The sequence below is a fragment of the Hwangdonia seohaensis genome (genome assembly GCF_031932625.1).
Lineage (GTDB): Bacteria > Bacteroidota > Bacteroidia > Flavobacteriales > Flavobacteriaceae > Hwangdonia > Hwangdonia seohaensis.
Genome location: NZ_JAVSCK010000001.1, coordinates 165,161 through 183,062, shown reverse-complemented (window position 1 = coordinate 183,062; position 17,902 = coordinate 165,161). Strand labels below are relative to the sequence as shown.

Annotated in this window: 16 protein-coding genes; 15 read left to right on the top strand and 1 reads right to left on the bottom strand. The window is 36.9% G+C overall.

The genetic code is table 11. From position 1 onward, the window contains the following. Positions 1–14 precede the first annotated feature (14 nt). From RNZ47_RS00785 to RNZ47_RS00745, 9 genes are all read left to right on the top strand, one after another. Entirely contained in the window at positions 15–3,146 is a 3,132-nt protein-coding gene (locus RNZ47_RS00785; protein WP_311935147.1) for an efflux RND transporter permease subunit, read from the top strand. Positions 3,147–3,171: 25 nt separating this feature from the next. After that, positions 3,172–4,584 (top strand): efflux transporter outer membrane subunit, encoded by a 1,413-nt coding sequence (locus RNZ47_RS00780; RefSeq protein ID WP_311935146.1) that lies wholly within the window; start codon positions 3,172–3,174, stop codon positions 4,582–4,584. Between the two features lie 154 nt (positions 4,585–4,738). After that, positions 4,739–5,833, top strand: a complete 1,095-nt coding sequence (locus tag RNZ47_RS00775; protein WP_311935144.1) for a sensor histidine kinase — start codon at positions 4,739–4,741, stop codon at positions 5,831–5,833. A gap of 2 nt (positions 5,834–5,835) precedes the next feature. Then, positions 5,836–7,164, top strand: coding sequence for a sigma-54-dependent transcriptional regulator (locus RNZ47_RS00770; RefSeq protein WP_311935142.1), 1,329 nt, complete (start codon positions 5,836–5,838; stop codon positions 7,162–7,164). Between the two features lie 512 nt (positions 7,165–7,676). Then, a complete protein-coding gene (locus RNZ47_RS00765; RefSeq protein WP_311935140.1) occupies positions 7,677–8,975 on the top strand; it encodes a Glu/Leu/Phe/Val family dehydrogenase in 1,299 nt (432 codons plus the stop codon). A 26-nt stretch (positions 8,976–9,001) separates the two neighbouring features. After that, the gene (locus tag RNZ47_RS00760) at positions 9,002–9,421 is read left to right on the top strand and encodes a GreA/GreB family elongation factor (RefSeq protein WP_311935139.1); all 420 of its coding nucleotides are present in this window, start codon (positions 9,002–9,004) and stop codon (positions 9,419–9,421) included. 11 nt (positions 9,422–9,432) lie between these two features. After that, complete coding sequence (locus tag RNZ47_RS00755) at positions 9,433–9,852, top strand: hypothetical protein (protein WP_311935137.1); 420 nt, start codon at positions 9,433–9,435, stop codon at positions 9,850–9,852. Positions 9,853–9,922: 70 nt separating this feature from the next. Continuing rightward, positions 9,923–10,252 (top strand): hypothetical protein, encoded by a 330-nt coding sequence (locus tag RNZ47_RS00750; protein WP_311935135.1) that lies wholly within the window; start codon positions 9,923–9,925, stop codon positions 10,250–10,252. 357 nt (positions 10,253–10,609) lie between these two features. Beyond that, complete coding sequence (locus tag RNZ47_RS00745) at positions 10,610–12,982, top strand: GAF domain-containing protein (RefSeq protein WP_311935133.1); 2,373 nt, start codon at positions 10,610–10,612, stop codon at positions 12,980–12,982. On the opposite strand, the gene RNZ47_RS00740 is transcribed toward RNZ47_RS00745, so the two are convergent. Next, positions 12,979–14,253: a Pycsar system effector family protein gene (locus tag RNZ47_RS00740; RefSeq protein WP_311935131.1), complete on the bottom strand. Its 1,275-nt coding sequence runs from the start codon at positions 14,251–14,253 to the stop codon at positions 12,979–12,981. The two genes, RNZ47_RS00745 and RNZ47_RS00740, sit on opposite strands and share 4 nt — an antisense overlap. Positions 14,254–14,416: 163 nt before the next feature. Between RNZ47_RS00740 and msrB the strand changes: the two genes are divergently transcribed. The 6 genes from msrB to RNZ47_RS00710 are packed head-to-tail and all read left to right on the top strand — an operon-like array spanning position 14,417 to position 17,895. Continuing rightward, positions 14,417–14,875, top strand: coding sequence for a peptide-methionine (R)-S-oxide reductase MsrB (msrB, locus tag RNZ47_RS00735; RefSeq protein ID WP_311937459.1), 459 nt, complete (start codon positions 14,417–14,419; stop codon positions 14,873–14,875). Next, positions 14,868–15,407, top strand: coding sequence for a peptide-methionine (S)-S-oxide reductase MsrA (gene msrA / locus RNZ47_RS00730; protein WP_311935129.1), 540 nt, complete (start codon positions 14,868–14,870; stop codon positions 15,405–15,407). Before msrB ends, msrA begins: the two co-directional genes overlap by 8 nt. Positions 15,408–15,434: 27 nt before the next feature. Then, positions 15,435–15,926, top strand: coding sequence for a peroxiredoxin family protein (locus RNZ47_RS00725; RefSeq protein WP_311935127.1), 492 nt, complete (start codon positions 15,435–15,437; stop codon positions 15,924–15,926). A gap of 1 nt (position 15,927) precedes the next feature. Next, the gene (locus tag RNZ47_RS00720) at positions 15,928–16,176 is read left to right on the top strand and encodes a glutaredoxin family protein (RefSeq protein WP_311935125.1); all 249 of its coding nucleotides are present in this window, start codon (positions 15,928–15,930) and stop codon (positions 16,174–16,176) included. Further along, complete coding sequence (locus RNZ47_RS00715) at positions 16,155–16,700, top strand: peptide-methionine (S)-S-oxide reductase (protein WP_311935123.1); 546 nt, start codon at positions 16,155–16,157, stop codon at positions 16,698–16,700. Before RNZ47_RS00720 ends, RNZ47_RS00715 begins: the two co-directional genes overlap by 22 nt. After that, a complete protein-coding gene (locus tag RNZ47_RS00710) occupies positions 16,669–17,895 on the top strand; it encodes a bifunctional alpha/beta hydrolase/OsmC family protein (RefSeq protein ID WP_311935121.1) in 1,227 nt (408 codons plus the stop codon). The genes RNZ47_RS00715 and RNZ47_RS00710 overlap by 32 nt, the downstream gene beginning before the upstream one ends. Positions 17,896–17,902: the final 7 nt, after the last annotated feature.

The following is a 17,902-nucleotide window of genomic DNA, read 5'->3' as shown; positions in this document are numbered from 1 at the left end:
AAACACAAGCAATCATGTTAAAAACATTTATAACGAGACCTGTACTTTCTACGGTAATCTCCATCATTATAGTCATTTTGGGTATTTTAGGGTTGCAATCCCTTTCGGTAACGCAATATCCAGATATCGCACCTCCAACCATCCAAGTATCCGCTTCGTACCCGGGAGCAACTGCTGGAACGGTTTTAGAGAGTGTTATCATTCCTATTGAAGAGCAAATTAATGGGGTGGAAGGGATGACTTACATTACTTCTACCGCAACCAATAACGGTACAGCAAATATTACGGTGTATTTTGAACAAGATGTCGATCCGGATATTGCAGCGGTAAACGTGCAAAACCGTGTGGCGCGCGCCAACCCTTTACTGCCGGCAGCTGTAAGGCAGATAGGCGTGGTGACCCAAAAACAGCAAACCAGTGCCTTAATGTTTATTAGTTTTTTTAGTACCAATGAAGCCTATAATGATACCTATGTTCAGAATTATTTAAAAATTAATGTTGTACCGGCATTTCAGCGTGTTAATGGGGTAGGAAACGTTTCTGTTTTTGGAGGTAAGGATTATGCCATGCGTGTTTGGTTAAAACCAGATAAATTGGCTGCTTACGGGTTGGCGCCTTCAGATATTACGGCTGCCATTAATGAGCAAAGTCAAGAAGTAGCAGCAGGTACTTTGGGCGAAAATAACGGTGAAGCCTTTTCGTACGTGATTACCTATGATGGACGTTATAAAAACCAAGAACAATATGAAAATATCATCTTAAAATCGTTAGGCGAGGGTAATTACCTCAGATTAAAAGATGTTGCAAAAATAGAATTGGACGCGCAGTCGTATGCGGGTAGTGCAAAAACCAACGGAAACCCGAGTGTTGCCATTGGGGTTTTTCAAACCAAAGGATCGGATGCACAGGCTATTATTGAAGAAGTAAAAGCAGAATTGGACCTATTGTCTCAAGATTTTCCAGAGGGTATTGATTATTTAATTCCTTATGATACCAATGAGTTTTTAAATGCTTCTGTAAACAAAGTAACCACCACGCTTATTGAGGCGTTTATACTGGTATTTATTGTAGTATTTATATTCTTACAGGATTTTAGATCTACCTTAATTCCAGCAATAGCGGTTCCAGTATCCATTGTTGGTACGTTTTTCTTTCTGAATTTATTCGGGTATTCCATCAACTTACTAACGCTATTCGCACTGCTTTTAGCCATTGGTATTGTTGTAGATGATGCTATTGTTGTGGTGGAAGCGGTTCATGCAAAAATTGATCAGGGCGCAAAAGATGTGCAAAAAGCAACCATAACGGCCATGAGTGAAATCTCTGGTGCCATCGTCTCAATTACTTTGGTAATGGCTGCAGTATTTGTTCCCGTAACCTTCATTACCGGCCCAACAGGTGTTTTTTACGAGCAATTTGGTGTAACGTTAATTGTAGCAATTATAATTTCGGCAGTAAACGCATTGACTTTAAGTCCAGCACTGTGTGCCATATTTTTAAAACCACATTCAGACGAAGAAAAGAAAAGAACCTATTTGCAGCGTTTTTACAAAGTGTTTAATACAGGTTTTAGTGCCTTGACCCAAAAATACGGACAGTCTTTACATTTTTTATATAAGCATAAATGGATTAATGCGGTCATACTTTTAGCTGCAGTAGCTGGTATTTGGTATGCATCTTCAGCTACCCCAACTGGTTTTGTGCCAGATGAAGATAGAGGTATTGTGTTTGTGAATGTGGAGTTACCACCTGGAGCATCAGTTGATAGAACCGCGGAAGTGAATAATAGTTTACGCGATAAAATTACGGCTGTTGAGGGCGTTGAAGGTGTAACACTGATTAACGGTAGAAGTTTAATAAGTGGAGCGGGTAGCAACTACGGTTTAGGGTTTGTTAAGCTGAAAAATTGGAGTGAACGTACCACGGAAGAAACCTCGTCTAAAGCCATAATTGGCAAATTGTTTGGGATGGCAGCATCCATTCCGGAAGCGAATATTATTTTCTTCTCCCCACCTAGTATTCCAGGTTTTGGAAACTCGGCAGGTGTTGAGGTGAATTTATTGGATCGTACGGGGGGCGATTTTGCTTCATTGGATCAAGCGAATCAAGATTTTATTTCCAAATTGAGTCAACGACCGGAGTTTCAGTATGCCAATTCCTCATTTAGCACAAAATATCCGCAATATAAAATGGAAATCAATATGCCATTGGCAAAGGAATACGGGGTAAATATCAACAGTATTTTTAGCACCATGCAAGGTTATATTGGTAGTGTTTATGCGGCAGATTTTTCGCGCTTCGGAAAGCAATTACGAGTTTATGTTCAAGCCATGCCAGAAGATAGAGCAGTTGCACAAGATTTGAATAATTTTTATGTGAAAACAGACTCCGGAGACATGGCGCCAATTACCCAATTTGTGACTTTAGAACGCGTTTTTGGTCCACAGTCCGTAACACGTTTCAACTTGTTTAACTCCACATCCATTACAGGAGCTTTAAACCAAGGTTATAGTACAGGAGATGGTATTGCGGCCGTGGAGGAAGTTGCAAAATCGTTGCCAAGTAATTATACAACAGTATATTCGGGCTTAACCCGTGAAGAGCTGGCCGCAGGAAATCAAACAACCATGATTTTAATTTTGGTGATCGTTTTTGTGTACTTTTTGTTGGCTGCCCAATATGAAAGTTATTTAATTCCGTTTGCGGTATTATTTTCGTTGCCTTTGGGAGTTTTTGGTGCATTTATTTCTACAAAACTAGCCGGTTTGGAAAACAATATTTATTTCCAGATTGCACTCATAATGCTAATCGGTTTATTGGCTAAAAACGCCATTTTAATTGTAGAGTTTGCGATTCAAAGACGCCGACAAGGCGCAACTATTTTAAATGCGGCCATTGACGGTGCAAAAGCGCGTTTACGACCAATTTTAATGACCTCCTTAGCCTTTATGTTTGGTTTAACACCATTGGTTTTAGCCACAGGAGTAGGAGCTGAAGGAAACCGAGCCATTGGTACCGGAGCCGTTGGAGGCATGTTGATAGGAACGGTTTTGGGTGTGTTTATCATTCCAATTCTATATATTTTGTTCCAGTGGTTGCACGAAAAAGTGAGTTCTAAACCAATTGCAGTTATAGAGGAAGCCTAATTTTCAATTTGAAAAGTTTAAAAAAATGAAAAAATCAATAATCATAAAATTCAGTTTTGTAATCGTATTGATGCTAACGCTTCAATCGTGTTTTGTAGCCAAAGAGTACGCGCAGCCCGAATTAACGGAATTGAATATCGATGAAGCTAAATTTAGAACCGATAATATTCAAGAAGATAGTTTAACGATGGCAAACGTGTCATGGAAAACCTTGTTTACCGATCCTGTTCTCACTCAATACATTGAAAAAGGTTTGGAAAACAATATAGACATTCGTGTGGCATTACAGCAAATTATAGCTTCTGAAGCCTATTTTAAACAAGGGAAAGCGGGGTATTACCCAAGCTTTTCTGCCAATGCGAAATACACCCATCAAGAGCTATCCGAAAACAGTCAATTTGGTACGGCTTTTGGGAGTTCATTGGATCAGTACGAATTAACGGGAGCCTTATCGTGGGAAGCCGATATTTGGGGTAAAATCAGATCGAGTAAACGTGCATCCCAAGCGGGTTATTTGCAAACCATTGCTGCCCACAAAGCGGTGAAAACACGGTTGATTGCCAATATTGCCTCGGTATATTATCAGTTGTTGGCCGTAGACGAACAAATTTTAATCACCCAACAAACCATTGAAACAAGAAGCCATGGTTTGGAAACCTCTAAAGCATTAAAAGATGCCGGAAATGGAACCGAAGTTAGTGTAAAACAAACCGAAGCACTGCTTTATACCGCTCAGGCTATTTTGGTCAATTTAAAAAATCAATCCCATATTTTAGAGAACACGCTGGCTATTCTTTTAGGCGATATGCCAAAGGAAATGCAACGTTCAACTTTAGAAACACAAGTTATTACAACAGATTTGCCCTTGGGAGTTCCTGCGCAATTATTGAGTAACAGACCAGATGTTATTGCCGCAGAATACAATTTGAGACATGCTTTTGAATTGACCAATGTAGCAAGAAGCAACTTTTATCCGTCGTTAACCTTGTCTGCCAATGGTGGATTTCAGAGCTTGGATTTGGATGATTTATTTAATGCCAATTCACTGTTCGCAAATATGGTTGGCGGATTAACCCAGCCTATTTTAAACGGAAGAAAAATTAAAACAGAATTTGAAGTTTCGCAAGCCAGACAAGAGCAAGCGCGATTAAATTTTGTGCAATCGTTGTTGGTAGCTTCAAAAGAAGTGTCCGATGCTATGTTTGCCTACAATTCGGCATCCCAAATAATTGAAATCAAACAAAAGGAATTTGATGCTTATAAGTTAGCAACAGATTATTCCGAAGAATTATTAAACAACGGTATGGCAAATTATCTCGAAGTATTACGAGCTGAAGAAAATGCACTAAATTCCAGTTTAAGTTTGGTAAACGCAAAGAATAGCCAATTGCAAGCTGTTGTAGATTTGTATCAAGCCCTTGGTGGAGGTTGGAAATAAAAACGATTGTCCCTTCAAACGGTATTATTAATAAATAAAATTAATAAATTGAGATTTCGAAAAAATAAATGGGAGTGCGTATTTTGCGTTTCCAATTAGGTTTTCCGCAGGGTCAATGAAAAATAAACCTGTAAATTAATCGATTTTGAACGCCATGGGCAATAAAACAGAACAAGCATTACAAGAACGCATTAAGGAGTTAACCTGCCTTTACGAAGTGTCGTCCATTATCGTTAATGCCAATGCCGAACTTTTACAAGATACCATAAAAGCCATAGCGAGGAGCTTAAAAAAAGGCTTTCAGTATCCAGACAAAACAGTTATTACCATAACGAGTGGTGAATTTTCAGCTCGAACCGGTAAATGTTCGGAAGACGCTGTAGCGATTCAATCCGATATTAGTATTTTCAATGAGGTTCAAGGCGAAATAAAAGCCTGTTTAAACGGGTCTGAACTTGAAAAAGACAGTTTTTTAAAAGAAGAACAGTTGTTGCTTGATAACGTAGCCTTAAAAGTGGGCAATTTGCTAGAGCATATTGAAATTCAAAAAAGGGAAGCTTCTTTAAAAAGACAAATGGAGCATGCGGGCCGATTGAGTATTTTAGGTGAAATTACCGCAGGAATTGCACACGAACTCAATACACCATTGGCCAATATTTTGGGCTTTGCCGAATTGTTAAAAACGGATTTAAAAGACAACAAAACAGGATTGGTGGATTTGGATAAAATTATCCAAAACGCTATTTTTTCGAGAGAAGTGGTTAAAAAGCTCATGTTTTTTGCTTGCGAAATGCCACAGGAAATGAAACGGGTAAATATCATTCCCAATATTAAAAATGCCATTCATTTATTAGATGCGACATTCAGGAAAGAGCAAGTAAAATATGTGGTAAAGATAGAAGATGACGAGCTATGGTTGCGTGCAGACCCGATTCAGCTCACCCAAATTATTTTTAATCTTTTAATGAATGCGATTTATTTTTCGCCAAAAGACGGCTTGGTAACTGTTGAGGCTCTTCAAAATAAAAAAGAAGTGATTCTTAAAATTTCCGATGAAGGTAAAGGCTTTACGCCCGAGGCTTTGGAAAAAGTGTTTCAGCCATTTTTTACCACCAAACCAACCGGTGATGGTTCCGGGTTGGGTTTAAGCGTGGTTCATGGTATTGTGGCCTCGCATAAAGGCACGGTAACGGCGCAGAATAACCCAAATAAAGGTGCTATATTTACAATTACTTTACCAAAGTCTTAATTATGCAATTGCGCAAAGAAAACATACTGATAGTTGATGACGATGTTGATATTTTAGAGCTCATTCAGCGCCATTTACAGTCGTGGAACTACCATACTTTTAAAGCGATGTCGGTTAAAGAAGCTGTAACCATTTTGCGCGATACCAAAATAGATTTGTTGATTACGGATTTGAAAATGCCCGAAATCGATGGCTCAGAACTCATAAAATTCGTGTCCGAGCATTATCCCAAATTACCAAAATTGGTGGTAACGGGCTATCCGTCGTTTCAAGACGCGTTGTCAACCATTAAATCTGGTGCGGTTGATTATTTAACAAAGCCCTTTACAAAAGACGAACTAAAAGCAGCCATAGACCATTCGCTTTTAACTTCGGAAAAAGACCCTCGAAAACCGGTTAATGTTTCAAAAGAAAAAAATGGAGTTTACGGTGAGATAATTGGAAATTCGGAAAAAATCAATAAAATCATTGAGATTATTGAGCGTGTAAAAAACAATAAGGCTACTGTTTTTATAAAAGGCGAAAGCGGTACGGGTAAAGAGTTGGTTGCTCGCGCCATACATTACCAAGGTAAGTTTGCAAGAGCGCCATTTATAGCGGTAAACTGTGGCGGTATTCCTGAAAATTTATTGGAAGCCGAACTATTTGGTTACATTAAGGGGGCTTTTACAGGAGCCGAAACCAATAGAGACGGTTTTTTTCAAGCCGCCAACGGAGGCACTATCTTTTTAGATGAAATAGGTAACGCTTCACTTGCGGTACAATCGCGTTTATTACGGGTGTTACAAGAGAAAGAAGTGGTTAAGGTTGGCGCCACGAAACCCGAAAAAATAGATGTTAGGATTATTGCCGCAACCAATAGCGACTTGCAGGAAATGATGCAAACAAAAACGTTTAGGGAAGATTTGTATTACCGATTAACCGTTGTTGAGATTAATGTTTCGCCATTGCGAGAGCGAAAAGAGGACATTCCGTTGTTGGTAGACAAATTTCTTTTTAAATACGGTATCGAATATAAAGACCGTTTTATGAAAATAACACCCCAAGCCTCGGCAATTTTACATCGTTACAATTGGCCCGGGAATATTCGTGAGCTGGAAAACATAATTCAACGTGCGGTAATTATGAGCGATAAAATTGTTGATGTTGAGCAGTTGCCAGAGCACTTAAAATACAGCTTAGAGTTTTCTTCAGAAGAATTGTTGCCACTTAAAGTCATCGAGAAAAAATACATCGAAAAAGTATTGCGGGCCACAGGAAACAATAAAACCAAAGCGGCAGAAATTCTTCAAATAAGCAGAAAGACCATTCGTCAAAAACTTTCAGAATAAGCTTTCACTGATGCATTTTTACCCAACTGGGTAGTTTTGTACCACTTTCAATTTAGTTCAATTTATAGTATTACCATTTTAAACCCTTGCTTATAAAGGGTTTGTTGGTTTTGTGTGGCCTGCCCAAAATGTTTTGGCACAAGCATTGCCTTTAGTTATGTGAAATTGAAAAAAATAGATATGAAAACGAATCACTTTAATATTTGCCCCAGTTGTATACATCGTAACACATGTGTATTAACCACGCAGAAAAATAAAGTTTGGTCTTGTAGTGAGTTTGAGGAAGTTCAATCGAACACCGATTATGTTAAAATCATGGAACAACCACAGTTAAAGCTACAGATGGTTTAACGTATTTTAATTATGATTTTCAGTGCATTGATAGGTCAATCTATAAGCGCCTTGAAAGAGAGGAGACGATTGCAAAAAAAGCAACAGTATTGGACTAGTAACCATCAAACAAAAACAGAAAAAACAAATCGTATTTAGCAACAATCCCAGATATATTATAAATGACAGTTACCGCAGAAATAAAAAAAGTTAAAAAACAACCTGTTCGTGGTATGATGGAGAATGTGATGCAGCAATTTAATAAGGCTGCAGACCAAATCAATCTTCACCCAAGCATCAGAAAAATTTTAAGCATCACCAATAACGAGATTATTGTCAATTTTCCAGTTAAAATGGATAATGGCGAAGTTGAAGTTTTTAGAGGCTATCGTGTGCAACACAATAGCGCTTTAGGCCCGTACAAAGGAGGTTTGCGCTATCACCCTACGGTAGATATTGACGCCGCTAGAGCGTTGGCCATGTGGATGACCTGGAAAACGTCGTTGGCAGGATTGCCTTACGGTGGCGGAAAGGGAGGTATTCAATTAGATCCTTCAAAATATTCGAAAGATGAATTAGAGCGAATTACTCGTCGATTCACCTTTGCTTTAGCAGATAACATAGGGCCTGAACACGATATTCCGGCGCCAGATGTAAATACCAATAGCCAAACTATGGCGTGGATTGCAGATACGTATATGAGTACGCGTCCGCCCGCAGAACGTACAGCAAATCAGCATGTTGTTACGGGTAAACCGGCTGGTAGTGGTGGTTTGGAAGGCCGCGACAGAGCAACGGGCTACGGCGTATACCTAACCATTAAGTTTTGGGCAGAAAAGAAAAACATAAGCCTTAACGGTAAAAAGTTTATTGTACAAGGTTTTGGAAACGTGGGGTATTGGACCGCTTCTTTTTTAGAAAACGAAGGTGCAAAACTGGTAGCGGTTCAAGATGCTTACGGAAGTATAGAAAACCAAAACGGTATTAAAGTTGAAACCCTTTTTAATTATACCAATAAAAATAAAGGCAGTATAGTTGGTTTTCCAGAAGCTAATGCTTTGAGCAACGATGATTTTTTTGCAACGGCATGCGAAATTTGTATCCCTGCGGCATTGGGGAATCAAATTACCAAAAACAATGCTTCTCAAATTAAAGCAACGTTAATTGCAGAAGGCGCGAACGGACCAACAAATGTAGAAGGCGAAAAAATTCTTTTGGATAGAGGAATTACCATTATCCCCGATATATTATGCAACTCTGGTGGCGTTGTTGGAAGTTATTTTGAATGGTTGCAAAACCGAAACGGAGAGCTTTGGCAACTGGACGAAGTTATGGCCAAACTAAATAAAAAATTAAAAGAGTCCTTCAATAAAGTTTATGAATATTCTGAACAAAATGGGTTGGATATGCGCACTGCGGCATATTGTATAGCCATTCAGCGCATAGAAAGAGCTTATATTGAAAGAGGGATTTTCCCATAATAATAAAATATTTAAAAATTTACACAATGAAGTACGGAAGTTTAATATTGGAAAAGAAAGAGTATGTGTATTTAAAACGCATACTTAATATATCGGGATATGTAGGGGATTTTAATACCCAAAAATCGTTACAGGAATTAACTGAGCAACTTAAAACCGCTCACATATTGGATGAAAACGAAATGCCCGATGATGTTGTTCGGTTTAACTCAAAAGTTACGGTAGTATCAGATAAAGGCTGGGAAAAAACCCTGCAAGTTGTGATACCTATGGACAAGGATATGAAGCAGAACAAAATTTCAATACTTACACCAATGGGGTCGGCTCTTTTTGGGTATGCTAAAGATGATGCCATTCTTTGGGAATTTCCGGCAGGTAAACAACAACTAAAGATTTCTGATGTAAGTCAAGAAGAAACTTTCAGTGGAATGGATTTAGTGGTATAAAATTAACAGTCATGCAAAATCAAAATACTCAAATATTCTTTAATGATTCAGATGTAGATGTTACGCATAAAATCAACACGATAGAGCTGGACAATTGGATGAGCCATTTAAAATACATTAAAAAGGAAATTACCAATCTAGTAAACTTGTGCAACACAGATTTAAGCTTGAAACTAAAGCAGGATAATGTGCAAAAAAGTCTTCAAATTAAAGAAGTTGAAAACGAAGCATTACTTGCCGCCTTTAATAGATATGCAATTTCCCGAACGGACATTATAGAGTGCGAAGACACGCAATGCGATATGGTTTACATTACGGAACACGAGGGTTACAGAAGAAGATATTTGCAGCATATAGAAGCATACAGAAAATTAAAAAACGAGTTTTTTAACAAGGTACAGGGTACGTTTACGCTTACCAAAAAGCATTAATTATTTTTTATTGAATTCAACCTTATCACAAAAAATAGAGACTCAAAGGCAGTTATGCATCAAAAAGGATTTGAACGAGTTAAATCTGTGGATAAGCACCTTAGAGGAACTTAATAACGAATTGAATTACTTTAATGTTATTGAAAAACAACTTGTTAAAAAAGGTTCTGTCTCAAATTCAATTCAAGGGTTGCGCCGAAAAAATGTTTTGATTATGGCAACATTTTGTAAGTACGACCAAGCATTAAAAAATGAATACGAATACGGAAAAACAGAGTACAATGCATTAAGAGCCAATATTCATGAAAATAAAAGAGCGCAATATGTCCAGCTCGTTAAGGAGTTCAATACTTTAAAAAAACACATATACCAAATTTTAATAAAATACCATCGTAAATAATATAAAACTGATGAAAAATTTTAGATTTTATTTCCTTTTAGGAGTCCTTACAACCACGGTTATGGTTGTATTGTTAACAATATTAAGTTCGCTTTAAAAAAACACTGGTTGGTTATTAGTGTTTAAGTTTTACATGTTAGTAAATAAGAAACCTTAGTAAAACTTAATATTTTGATGATTGTTGCAGGTTTCTTATATTTTAAGTAGTAAAGGCTCCACGTTTTCGTGGAGCCTTTTTAATTAAGAAAAACACAAAATATAAGCCTTTTGTTTGTAACATTATGGGTGTTAGCAAGTCTACTGAATAACGACTAACACAATAATTTTGTAAATTTGTTTTATAACAACTGCCATATCATGGATATTAATAAGAATGTTGAGTCGCCCTTTGAACTAAAAATTAGTTTTAATAAGCTGCTGCAGCATTACGAGGAATTAGCTGAAAATACAAATGCAAATTGTACAGCTAGAGCTAAACACGTTTTAAAAATAGCCAACGCGTTTCCCGAGTTAAAGGAAGGGTTTAGCGACGCTACGATATTAAAAAAAAGAGAGAAGGAAATTAGCGAAATCCTGCAAGATTCATTCAGCCCCATTTTAACTAAAAATGAAATAAAAACAGCTACCATACCATTTCATAATTTAATATTTAATGCTTCAGAGCGGTTTAAGGATATTATTAAAACAGCAGGCGAAGATTTTGAATTGGAAATTAAAAATATGCCCAAGGATGATACTTATATTGTTGCTTGTGCCATTATTTTAGATTTTTACTATGGCTATAATTTAAACTTTAAGCGTCCGTTTTATTACGAAATTCCAGATGCCAATGGCATTACGCGGTATTATAAAATTCTGTACAATGCCGATTTTACCGAAATAAAACCCAAAGAAAACGCGCCGAAAATCACCCAAAAAGATTACGACGAATTACTGGATAATTTTGAAAACATTGCCCTTTGGAAAGAGAAATTTCCACCAAACAGCTACACTTTTAAAGGTTTTATAATCTCAAATATTTTTGATGTTACCGACGATCAATCCATATCTAATGTCAAATCCAGTCTGATAGCCGATGATAAGAGAAAAGATGTCAATTTCATGGGAGGTTTCCAAGAAATTTTTAGATCCCTTTTCGGAATTAACGACATTAAAGTCGGGTTTTCGTTATACAACAAAGAAGACGGTGTTTTTCAGCGTGTTTACGGCGCGGGACTGAAAAGCTATCTGCTCGGAAATTACGAAAAGGAAAAATGTACCGATGCCTTGTGCAAGTGGTCTTATAATAGATTGCTCAATGAAAATAAATATTTTTCGGTATCCGATGTTGATAAAATGTTTAAAAAAGCCAAAGGGCGTGCACCGCACATTACAAGTTTGCACGAGCAGGGCATAAAAAGTGCTGTTTTTGCACCCATTGCTAACGATGATGGCTTAATGGGCATATTGGAAATTGTGTCAAACAAGCCGCAAACGCTTAACAGCATAAACGCCAATAAACTTGTTGATGTAATGCCATATATTGTAACGGCGGTTGAGCGTTCAAAGAATGATGAAGAAAACTTAATTGAGGCCATTATTCAAAAAGAATGTACCTCAATTCACCCAAGTGTACATTGGCGTTTTGCAAGCGAAGCTAGAGATTTCATAAAAGCCGAATTGAAGGGTGAGCAAGCTACTTTTAAAAAAATAGCATTCGAAAATATTTATCCGCTTTACGGGCAAATTGATATTAAAGGCTCATCTAACGCCAGAAACGAAGCCACAAAAGAAGATTTGACCATGCAGCTAAAAGCCGTAAAAAACATTTTCTTAAAAGCTTCAAAAATTGAAACATTGCCAATTTACGAGCAATATATATATCAAATAAATGATTATTTAAAAGAGTTGGGACATGATTTTAAGGTAGACAGTGAGCGGCAGATTTCAGATTTTTTCAACCAAGAAATCGATTCAGTTTTAAAACATCTGTTTTCCATTGAAGAATTAAAAGAACTAATTGAATCTTATTTTGATAGTATTGATGATAAGGTAAATGCTCTGTACAGCCATAGAAAAGGTTATGATGATTCCATTGCATTAATCAACAAGGAAATGGCATCGCTTTTAGATAAAAAACAGGAGGAAGCCCAAGCCATGTATCCGCATTATTTCGAGCGTTTTAAAACCGATGGTGTAGAGCATAACATGTATATTGGAGAGTCTATTACAAAAGAAAAAAACTTCAATCCTATTTATTTGTACAACTTGCGCCTATGGCAATTGCAGGTGATGTGCGAATTGGAAAATGCGTATTATCAAATGAAGCCCAGCCTACCAATAAGCTTAGATGTGGCATCCATGATTTTGGTGTTCAATCAACCGTTGTCTATTAGTTTTAGAATGGACGAAAAACAGTTTGATGTTGATGGCACTTATAATGCCCGCTACGAAATTGTAAAAAAACGCGTGGATAAAGCTTATATTAAAGGCACAACAGAAAGAATTACCCAAAAAGGAAAAATAAGTATTGTGTATTCGCATAAACAAGACGAAAATGAATACTTAAGATACGTTAAGTTTTTACAATCTAAAAACTATTTAGATACCGACGTGGAAATAGTTGAATTGGAAGATTTACAGGCCGTAACTGGTTTGAAAGCCATTAGGGTAAGTGTTTTGTACCATAAAAATGAAGAAGACAAATCGTTTTATACCTATGGCGATTTAATGAAAACCATTAAAGCTTAAACAATATAATCTGTTTCAAGTAAAGGCTTTGTGATGTTTTCTTGCTGTGTTTCAAAACCAATAATATCTTTTAATTTTTCTTTGGGTTTGTGGATTTTAAATGAAACAATAAAAGCGATTACCGATATAACCATTCCGAGCATAAAAATGGTATAGGTGGTTCTTAATATTCTGTATTTTCTGTCCAGCACTTTTCCAAGAAAATAAAGGTCTTTTGTTAACGAGCTGTAAACGTAGTCTTTATCTTTTAGCAATTCAGTTATGGCCCATTGGAATTCCTCTAATTTCATTTTATGAAAATTACCAAAAAACGTTAAGTTTACTCGTTTTTGCTCAACATCTTCTTTTGTAAACTCGCCACTTGTTACGTTGGGTCGGGTGGCGATTATAGATAAAATCATTGAAATAACACTCGATACAACAAAAATTAAGGTAGGATATATTAGGTAACTATTTGATGGGCTATCTAATTTTGAAATTAAATTGGAGAGTACCAATGAAATTATTATTGCGTTAACCGATAGTAAAATGTTAGCCTTGGTATCGGCAATATCACTTAACTTAATATGGTTTCTCAATGCTACCCTATAAAATGTTTGAATACCTCGTTCGGGGCTTTCGTTTTTATACTGCGCTTTGTATTTGGCTTTTAATTCTTCGGTATTTAGCTTTCTTTTTCTTTTCTTTTTGGTTTTAATAAGCTTAGAAAGATTTTTTTCCTTTCTGGGCTGCCAGTTTTTTAAGGCGTAATCGGTATAAAACTCGTGTTTTTTTGTAAGTACTTTTATGTTTTCGTTAACCCATTCGCTTGGAGAATAGGTAGCTATACCTTGAATTTCCAGTTCTTTTCTTAAAAACTCGCTAGCTTCATTAAAATATTTTTTACCAAAATGCGACGAATCGGCATCTCGCATTATTTTGCCAAGTTCGGTTTTAGGCGAATCCTTAAATTTTGTGGCCATAATACAGGCGGTAACGGCTTCAATAGTTTTATCGTCCGCACCTTGGTCTTTTAAAAAAGCAGTGGCTATTTTAACACTTTCTTCTTCGTGTCCTTCCCTGGCTTTTGTGTAACCGGTGTCGTGCAATAAAGCTGCCAATTCAAGTGTTTCGGCATCTTTTTTAGAGACGTCGGTGTTTTTAATAATCTCTCTGGTGCTTCGTAAAACACGTTCGGTATGGGTATAATTATGATAAATAAAAGACTGATCTAACTCGTTTTTAAACAAGTTAAATACAAAGTCTTCAGCATTTTTAATCAATTTAGACATAGATAGGTTTTAATAAAAACCAAAGTACTAAAAAAATAATTAAACAAGATATATGCGGTTTCTTTTTAGATGTAATTTAATGCCAAAAAAAACGACTATATTTAGATTGAAAAAGCACATTGTAGTAATAAAAAGAAATTAAAAAACAAAAGGAAACCTTATGATGATAACTTGGAAAGACGTTATTAACTTTTCCGTAAACGGGAACCCAACTCCAGATAAACGTGTTGAAAAAACAGAGGCCGAATGGCAAGCGCAATTAACCCCAGAGCAATTTAGGATTACAAGACAAAAAGGCACCGAGCGCCCGCATAGTGGAGCACTTTGTAGCATTCACGATGCTGGCAAATACAGTTGTGTGTGCTGCAATACGCCTTTGTTCGATTCTACAATTAAGTTTAGTTCGGGCACGGGTTGGCCCAGTTTTACACAACCCATTAAAGAAAATGCTATTAAGTACGAAAAAGATACGGCTTTTGGTATGGTGCGGGTAGAGGTAATGTGTAACACCTGCGATGCCCATTTAGGACACGTTTTCCCTGATGGTCCAGAACCTAGTGGGTTACGCTACTGTATCAATTCAGAATCGATGCAATTAGAAAAGGAGGCGATAAATGAATAATAAAAATTTACAAATAGCCACGGTTGGTGGTGGATGTTTTTGGTGTACCGAAGCTGTTTTCCAAGAAATAAAAGGTGTGGAAAATGTGGTGTCGGGTTATTCGGGTGGTAACGTTCCAGGGCATCCCACATACCGCGAAATTTGTTCGGGTTTAACGGGGCATGCCGAAGTGGTGCAAATTACCTTTGATGCCAATATAATTTCCTATAAAGATATATTGATAATTTTTATGACCACGCACGATCCCACCACATTAAACAGGCAAGGTGCAGATAGAGGTACGCAATATCGCTCCGTGATTTTTTATCATAATGAACAACAAAAAGAAGTTGCCGAAACGGTTGTTAAAGAGGTTGCCGTGTATTACGAAAACCCCATATTTACTGAAGTTTCACCCTTAGATTTGTTTTATGAAGCCGAGGCAGTACATCAATATTATTACCGAAATAACCAAACACAAGGCTATTGCAGTTTTGTAATTACTCCCAAATTGACAAAGCTTAGAAAGCTACATGCCGATAAATTGAAATAATTTCAACAACGTAGAAAGGATTACAACATGTCAAATAAACCAGAGCAGGCAAAAGTATTTAAAGCTCCCGAATTTCAAGTTGATAACTGGGTTGATGCCAACGGAAATAAAACCGAACCTATAAAACTTTCAGATTTTAAGGGCAAGTTTAAAATCGTATATTGTTTTCAACATTGGTGCCCCGGTTGCCATAGCAAAGGTTTACCGGATTTAAAAAAAATGGTTGAAGCCTTAAAGGAAAACAAGCATATTGTCTTTTTAGCCATTCAAACCGTTTTTGAAGGTCACGAAGCGAATACTTATCAAAAAATGCTTGAAACCCAAAAGCAATACAGCCTTAAAATCCCGTTTGGGCACGATGCCGGAGACGATGGTAAGTCGTACTCGAATATGATGAAAAACTATAAAACAGGAGGGACGCCTTGGTTTGTTTTTATTGACAAACACGATAATGTTGTGTATTCTGAGTTTCATTTAAACCCAGACGCAGCCATTCAATTTTTAAAGGAATTGAAATGATATGGCTTTAGAAATTAAACTTTACGGAGCTGATAGATGCCATAAAACACAGCATTATAAATCTTTTTTGGAATCGCGTGGTTTAGATTATAAATTTCTGGACGTTGAAGAAAACAAAGCCTATGCCGAAGCCTTGCGAAACCTTTATGAAAACAGAAGGCTTAATTTTCCAACAATAACCCTTGATGAAAAGAAATTGAGGAACCCAACGGATGCAGAGCTGGACAAATGGATAGAAAAACTAAAATAGGTTTAGGTGGTGGGTGTCATTGGTGTACCGAAGCTGTGTTTCAATCTTTAAAAGGTGTTGAAAAAGTAGAACAGGGTTATATCGCATCAATTGATGGAAATGACACGTTTTCAGAAGCCGTTATTGTCCATTTCAATCCTAAAGAAATTTCGTTAAAAGTTTTGATTCAAATTCATTTACATACCCATATGAGCACATCAAAACACAGTATGCGTTACAAGTATAGATCGGCAGTTTATACCTTTGTTAAATCGCAAGAAATAGAATCAAATGATATTATTGAAAGTTTTCAGAAGGATTTCGATGGTAAATTGATAACTGAGGTTTTACCATTTTCAAAGTTTAAAGCATCGCGAGAAGCCATTCAAAATTATTATCATAAAAACCCAAACAAGCCTTTTTGCGAAACGTTTATTAATCCAAAGCTGACGTTGTTATTAAAGCAGTTTTCAGCGTATACCAATCCAGATAAATTAAAACATGTAACTCAAAATGAAACGGACAAAGCTCAATATTCAGAATAAAAAGGGTCATAAATTACAAGCGTATTTGGAATTGCCAGCAAACCAAAAACCAAGCTATTACGCCATTTTTGCACACTGTTTTACGTGTAACAGTAATTTTAATGCTGTAAAAAACATAAGTAGAGCGCTAACAAACCATGGGTTTGGCATGGTGCGTTTTGATTTTACGGGCTTAGGAAGAAGTGAGGGTGAGTTTGCCGAAAGTTATTTTTCGGCAAATGTTGACGATTTAATTGCCGTAAGCGATTATTTAAAAGAAAATTTTAAAGCACCGAGCTTGTTGGTGGGCCATTCGCTTGGTGGAGCTGCCGTTATTGTAGCAGCTTCAAAACTTGAAAACGTTAAGGCCGTAGCAACTATTGGTGCACCGGCAACCGTTGGTCATGTTACACATTTATTTTCGCATGGCATTGATGAGGTCGAGGAAAAGGGCGAAGTAGAGGTGAATATCGGCGGCAGGCCATTTAAAATCAATCAGGAATTTGTGGCTGATTTTAGCAAAACAGATCTGCCGGAAATCACTAAAAAATTAAGAAAACCGCTGCTCGTTATGCACGCGCCTTTTGATGGTATTGTGGGAATTGAAAATGCCGAAAAACTATATCACAATGCTCATCATCCAAAAAGCTTTGTGAGTTTGGATCAGGCCGACCATTTGTTGTCTAAAAGTAGGGATAGCGACTATGTTGGAAAGCTTATTGGCTGTTGGGTACAACGCTATTTTGAGCCTAAGGATAATGTGATGTTAGATACTTCAGGAGAACAGTTGGTGGCGCATTTAAATTTGAAAGAAGATAAGTTTACCACCAAAATACAAACCCAAAAACACAGTTTTATAGCTGATGAACCTATTAGTTTTGGAGGCGACGATTTTGGACCTTCACCATACGATTATTTAAGTGCAGGTTTAGCCGCTTGTACCGTAATGACGCTTAAACTTTATGCCGAACGCAAAAAATGGGATTTGCAAGAAGTGTATGCCTATATAACCTATTCGAAAAAACACAGCGATGATTTGATGTTGGATATTGAAAAACCAACTAGGATGGACTTTATAAATAAAAAGCTAAAGCTTGTTGGCAACTTAAATAATGAGCAAAAAGAACGGCTTAAGGAAATAGCATCGAGATGCCCTGTCCATAAAACATTAGCCAACAAAGTGCTATTCGATACCATTATTATTAAAGAAGATTAAGAATTAT

Excerpts from the sequence above, each read along its gene's own strand:
- RNZ47_RS00785 (WP_311935147.1), top strand. The coding sequence starts at position 15 with ATGTTAAAAACATTTATAACGAGACCTGTACTTTCTACGGTAATCTCC.
- RNZ47_RS00780 (WP_311935146.1), top strand. The coding sequence starts at position 3,172 with ATGAAAAAATCAATAATCATAAAATTCAGTTTTGTAATCGTATTGATG.
- RNZ47_RS00775 (WP_311935144.1), top strand. The coding sequence starts at position 4,739 with ATGGGCAATAAAACAGAACAAGCATTACAAGAACGCATTAAGGAGTTA.
- RNZ47_RS00770 (WP_311935142.1), top strand. The coding sequence starts at position 5,836 with ATGCAATTGCGCAAAGAAAACATACTGATAGTTGATGACGATGTTGAT.
- RNZ47_RS00765 (WP_311935140.1), top strand. The coding sequence starts at position 7,677 with ATGACAGTTACCGCAGAAATAAAAAAAGTTAAAAAACAACCTGTTCGT.
- RNZ47_RS00760 (WP_311935139.1), top strand. The coding sequence starts at position 9,002 with ATGAAGTACGGAAGTTTAATATTGGAAAAGAAAGAGTATGTGTATTTA.
- RNZ47_RS00755 (WP_311935137.1), top strand. The coding sequence starts at position 9,433 with ATGCAAAATCAAAATACTCAAATATTCTTTAATGATTCAGATGTAGAT.
- RNZ47_RS00745 (WP_311935133.1), top strand. The coding sequence starts at position 10,610 with ATGGATATTAATAAGAATGTTGAGTCGCCCTTTGAACTAAAAATTAGT.
- RNZ47_RS00740 (WP_311935131.1), bottom strand. The coding sequence starts at position 14,253 with ATGTCTAAATTGATTAAAAATGCTGAAGACTTTGTATTTAACTTGTTT.
- msrB (WP_311937459.1), top strand. The coding sequence starts at position 14,417 with ATGATAACTTGGAAAGACGTTATTAACTTTTCCGTAAACGGGAACCCA.
- msrA (WP_311935129.1), top strand. The coding sequence starts at position 14,868 with ATGAATAATAAAAATTTACAAATAGCCACGGTTGGTGGTGGATGTTTT.
- RNZ47_RS00725 (WP_311935127.1), top strand. The coding sequence starts at position 15,435 with ATGTCAAATAAACCAGAGCAGGCAAAAGTATTTAAAGCTCCCGAATTT.
- RNZ47_RS00720 (WP_311935125.1), top strand. The coding sequence starts at position 15,928 with ATGGCTTTAGAAATTAAACTTTACGGAGCTGATAGATGCCATAAAACA.
- RNZ47_RS00715 (WP_311935123.1), top strand. The coding sequence starts at position 16,155 with ATGGATAGAAAAACTAAAATAGGTTTAGGTGGTGGGTGTCATTGGTGT.
- RNZ47_RS00710 (WP_311935121.1), top strand. The coding sequence starts at position 16,669 with ATGAAACGGACAAAGCTCAATATTCAGAATAAAAAGGGTCATAAATTA.